Here is a 4,523-nt window from a genome sequence, read left to right on the forward strand (position 1 = left end):
TGAACTTCTCGTTGACCCCGGTTGTAACGAGAATACAGGGTTGTTCCATTGCCAAAGTCTAAAATGGTTAATTTTTTCGGCAGTGGATGCCCAAACAATGCACCCATCCCCTCTAGCACAACTTTCAGCACTTCTACTTTTACTTCTGATTGCTTGCCAGCAAGTATCGGCTGATATTCTCCATTGAGTACTTTTTGCAATTCATCAGCCAGACCAACATCATGTAAACTGACGACTAATTTTAAGTGCCAAGCCTTACGGTGTGGTAGATGTGCCAATGCACCCAATAAAGTCAATAATGCGTTATTGACTTTGTTTTCATTATTGTCTGTGTTGCGGTCAAAATAATTCCCTGTCCGGTAAGCAGACTCTCCAACTGTATAAGCACTACCGTTAAAAACTACACGTCCTGGCACATCTTCCATCTCGGCATTAGTTATATAGCTGGGCACACGAACTACTTCAAAGCCATCGACTAAAAGTTTGAGACTTCCGTAACCATTATCGAAACCCGCCGGAAAAATTTTTTGCAACGTGTGAATGTTTGACATAAAGACAAAGGTAATACACTTTATTTGTGAAAGTTATCTGTTCAAGTGATCTGCAAGGGCAAGAGAAAGAAGAATAAAATAACTTCCCCTTTTTTTCCTAATCTCAAGAGCTTATCATAACCCCTTGGGGGCTAAATGGGGTACAAAATGTTAACCAGTCAAATATACCCTATATAGCACCTATATGCACCCTATATAGGGGTTAAAATCTCACCAAAGTCTTAAGCTATGCTGGGGTATATATAGCCCCCATATAGCCCCCAATAGGATTTTTTGAAATCTTTTTATCAACGCAGCAAAAATTAATTTAGATCATCGTTGACTTTTTGATTTACACTTTACTGTCAATTTTTTGTTGAAAAGCAATTCAGTTTTGATCTTTAACTTCTTGCTGACTAAGTAACAAGTGCGTTATTACTTGCTTATAGGTTCAGCTTTCTCAACTGAATTATCATTCACACCCAAAGTTAATTCCAAAAGAATTTTTTGGGGATAAGCTTTTACTACTTGCCGATAAACATCATAATTAGTAGGTAGTGCCTTCTGTAAATTACCCACTCCGTAGGTCAGTTTGTACTGAACATCTTTCATCAATTCAGGTTTGCCTGCCTCTTCTTGAGATTTTTTACGTTGTTCAACTTCATCAACACTTGGCCGTGGAGGTAAAGTAGGCCACCATAGCCCTCGATCATCTGGGCCAATTACTTCTCCCGGTGGTTTTACTCCATTTCGATTTAGCACCGAAGTAGTAGCAAAGGTTTCAATGCGGGGTCGTGGTTCACTAGTTAGGTTATTAGCATACTTAACTTGCCAGGTGTAACTGGTGAGTGCTGTAGCTTCATACTGTTCAGCAGTAGTAGTGCTGCAACTAGTTAGTATCAGTGCCGTTAGTGCAGTTATTATTGAGGGTAAAATTTTCAACTTTTGCATTATCAATTGTTAATATCTCTTACCAATCACTCTTGATCTTGGTGTGTGCCATCATTGCTGCCAAGGAGAAGGAATCGCTGTTGTTGAAACCACCTGACCCGTTGTTAATCTAATCGCCGTCTGCTCACAATTAGGACATTGGACTTTCACCTGAATTAATGAAGGATGACCTTTGTATTCTCCCATTACTGGTTCCCCAGTAAACTCGCTAATTATTCCCTGCTGACAGTGCCAACACTCCAATATCACGCGCCCCACTTGTTTGTCGCAGTCCAAAAACTGGATATGTTGACAGCGTTCTGGCGGTAACTCTTCTTCTTCATCGCTCTTTGTCAATTGACCCTGCTGCTTGGGCTGTTGCGGTAATTTTGATTTTCTCTTGTTAGCAGAGGTACGTTTGGCTTTACTTTTCTCTAAATGTTGCGGTTTTTCAGCGGCGTTCATCTTTGACATGAGAGGTATCACCTCTGCTGGAACTGGCTGCTCAACTGACGGTAGATCATCACTGGGAGTAATGCCAGGCTGAGAGGTTGGCTGCTGTTTCTCTACTGGTTTATAAGCTACAAGGTCAAGCTTTGGGCTTTGGTCGTTGGGTTTTGACTGTTGTTTAGGTGGCTTGGGCGATTGCTCGGTAGACTTCATCAGAACTTTCTTTCCTGAACTTTGGGAAATGAGTGTATTTTAACCACCAATTTATTTCACTAAATCGCTCCTCATCGCCAGAACGAAAGTATAGTTAGCTTTTTAAGTAACAAGCAATTTGGAGCATTAGTTTTTCATTACTTTGGTGTAAAACTTGTGAAAATCTTTGCGGTCTACTTAAATTGTCATAGAATCAGTTCATTCTGTAACTAATATATATATGTTTTTTCATCAAAAATCGCATAGTACTAAGAAAATATGATTATCGCAGTTACTAATCAAAAGGGAGGAGTAGCCAAGACAACCTCTACTATTGCACTAAGTGGATTGCTGGCAGAAAGTTCCTCCTGCCTTGTAGTTGACTTTGATCCCCAAGGCAATTTAACCACAGGTCTAGGAATCAAGATTCAGCCAGGGCAGATGACTGCTTATGAAGTACTTACAGATCGTAAACAGAGCGCATCTGAAACTATTATTGACACCGAGTACGGAATCAAGCTGATTCCGGCTGACATATCTCTAGCATCTGGAGAAAAGCAAATTTTGACCTCGGCAGATAATAGCCGAATTCTGAGAAAGAAATTAAATCCTTTACGGCAAGAATTTGCTCATATCCTCATTGATTGTCCACCTAGCTTAGGTATGTTGACTCTAAATGCACTAATGGCAGCAGATGCAGTCTTGATCCCCGTTCAATGTCAGTTCTTTGCTTTGGAAGGCTTACGACAATTATTAGAAACTATCGAAAGTCTTCGTGATGAAGACACTCACCCCAATTTGCAAATTTTAGGAGTCTTGCCTACAATGGCAGACCGTACACTCACGACCCAAGATGCTCTCAAAACTCTTAAAACTAAACTCCCTGGGGTCAAAATTTTTGAACCAGTTCCTAAGTCTGTTCAGTTTCCAGAGTCCAACTTGGCGCGTCAACCAATTCATCGATATACCACAGAAAAAAAATTGATTGAACCTTATCAAGAAATCGCCAGGGAAATGGCAGAACAGGAGTAATATGGCGAAGCGGCGCTTGTCAATGGCAGATGAAATGGAATTTCCGAATAAAACCAGACAATTCCTGGACTTAGTAGGAGTTACCAATAATCCTCAACTCTCGGAAAACGAATCTATTGAACAATCTTTATTAATAACTCAAATTCACCTAGCTGCTCATCAGCCTCGGCGTTATTTTTCAATTCAAGGAATGGAAAGCCTAGTTGCTTCTATTCGTGAACATGGCATCTTGCAGCCACTGCTTGTCCGACCGTTAGAATCCGGTAATTATGAATTGATTGCTGGTGAACGTCGCTACCGTGCGGCTCAAACTCTTGGAATGGAGCAAGTTCCGGTTATTATCCGCCATCTCAATGACCAAGATGCTTTCCAAGTCGCCCTCCTCGAAAATTTGCAACGGGAAGATTTAAATCCGGTTGAGGAAACTGAAGCTATTTTGCAACTGCTATCTATTCGCTTGGAATGCTCTCAAGGAGAAGTTATTTCCCTACTCAATCATATTGCTAACCTCCAAAAGCAAAAAACAGAAACTACGAACAACGTTGTTCGTAACCAATGGGAAATGGTAGAAAAGATATTTTCAGTAATAGGTAGGTTGACTCCAGACAGTTTTCGTAGTCATCGCCTACCTTTACTAAATTTACCTAAAGATGTTCTAGAAACTTTGCGCCAAGGACAACTAGAATATACCAAAGCTCGTATCATCGCTCAATTGAAAGACAAAGAGCAGCGACATCAACTTCTAGTGAAAACTATTGAAGAAAATCTTTCAGTTAGAGATATCAAAAGTTACATTCAATCAGTTCAACCTCCTAAGTCTTCTCAGCCGAATATCCTTCCTAATCGGATGAAGGAAGCCTATCAGCGAGTTAAGCAAGCTAAAATCTGGGAAGATCCTAATAAAGCAAAAGTTTTAGATAAGTTGTTAGGGCAAATTGAAGCTTTATTAGAGTAAAATCTATGGTTTTTTACAACATATTTCACTTTCCTCACCAACCTTTGAGGCGTAGCTTGCATAGCTTACGCTCGTAGTCATCGTATGGTGAAGCGAAGCAGCATTTTCGACTTTATCATCTACTATTATTGTAATCTCAAAAGAGTATAGTATTTATGTACTATGATGGAACTGAATTCCAGTATTGTAATAATGTGCGGCATCTGAATCATAAACAATGTCCACTCCCTCTAATCTTTCCCCTCAACAAGTAAGCGCCTTTCCTCAACACGAAACAATCACCGGAGTCGTAGAACGCCTAACTTTTTACTCTGCTGAATCGGGTTACACAGTGGCAAGACTGACCCGCCCCCGCAGTAGGGTGTTGACTTTGTGGGAAAATTGTCCACAAAAGTTCATGCAAATTCTGTGTCGTCATCCGAGGTTGAAAATAC

General features: G+C 40.4%; 5 protein-coding genes and 1 pseudogene. 3 read left to right on the top strand and 3 right to left on the bottom strand.

The genetic code is table 11. From position 1 onward, the window contains the following. The 3 genes and pseudogenes from CDG77_RS33560 to CDG77_RS38270 form a co-directional block, all read right to left on the bottom strand. A pseudogene (locus CDG77_RS33560) lies at positions 1-551 on the bottom strand (hypothetical protein); the annotation flags it as partial. A gap of 414 nt (positions 552-965) precedes the next feature. Next, the gene (locus CDG77_RS33565) at positions 966-1,481 is read right to left on the bottom strand and encodes a hypothetical protein (protein WP_190234146.1); all 516 of its coding nucleotides are present in this window, start codon (positions 1,479-1,481) and stop codon (positions 966-968) included. A 51-nt stretch (positions 1,482-1,532) separates the two neighbouring features. Further along, positions 1,533-2,123, bottom strand: a complete 591-nt coding sequence (locus tag CDG77_RS38270; RefSeq protein WP_223270121.1) for a hypothetical protein — start codon at positions 2,121-2,123, stop codon at positions 1,533-1,535. A 258-nt stretch (positions 2,124-2,381) separates the two neighbouring features. On the opposite strand from CDG77_RS38270, the gene CDG77_RS33575 reads away from it, so the two are divergent. The 3 genes from CDG77_RS33575 to CDG77_RS36025 all read left to right on the top strand — a co-directional run. Further along, on the top strand, positions 2,382-3,134 hold the full coding sequence (locus CDG77_RS33575; protein WP_094333482.1) for a ParA family protein: 753 nt from the start codon (positions 2,382-2,384) through the stop codon (positions 3,132-3,134). 1 nt (position 3,135) lies between these two features. Then, positions 3,136-4,089 (top strand): ParB/RepB/Spo0J family partition protein, encoded by a 954-nt coding sequence (locus CDG77_RS33580; RefSeq protein WP_094333483.1) that lies wholly within the window; start codon positions 3,136-3,138, stop codon positions 4,087-4,089. 217 nt (positions 4,090-4,306) lie between these two features. After that, positions 4,307-4,523 (top strand): hypothetical protein (locus tag CDG77_RS36025; protein ID WP_442946457.1); only part of this gene is annotated, 217 nt, incomplete at its 3' end.

Source organism: Nostoc sp. 'Peltigera membranacea cyanobiont' 213, assembly GCF_002245975.1.
Taxonomy (GTDB): Bacteria; Cyanobacteriota; Cyanobacteriia; order Cyanobacteriales; family Nostocaceae; genus Nostoc.

Coding starts and splice junctions, on each gene's coding strand:
- CDG77_RS33565 (WP_190234146.1), bottom strand. CDS start 1,481: ATGCAAAAGTTGAAAATTTTACCCTCAATAATAACTGCACTAACGGCA.
- CDG77_RS38270 (WP_223270121.1), bottom strand. CDS start 2,123: ATGAAGTCTACCGAGCAATCGCCCAAGCCACCTAAACAACAGTCAAAA.
- CDG77_RS33575 (WP_094333482.1), top strand. CDS start 2,382: ATGATTATCGCAGTTACTAATCAAAAGGGAGGAGTAGCCAAGACAACC.
- CDG77_RS33580 (WP_094333483.1), top strand. CDS start 3,136: ATGGCGAAGCGGCGCTTGTCAATGGCAGATGAAATGGAATTTCCGAAT.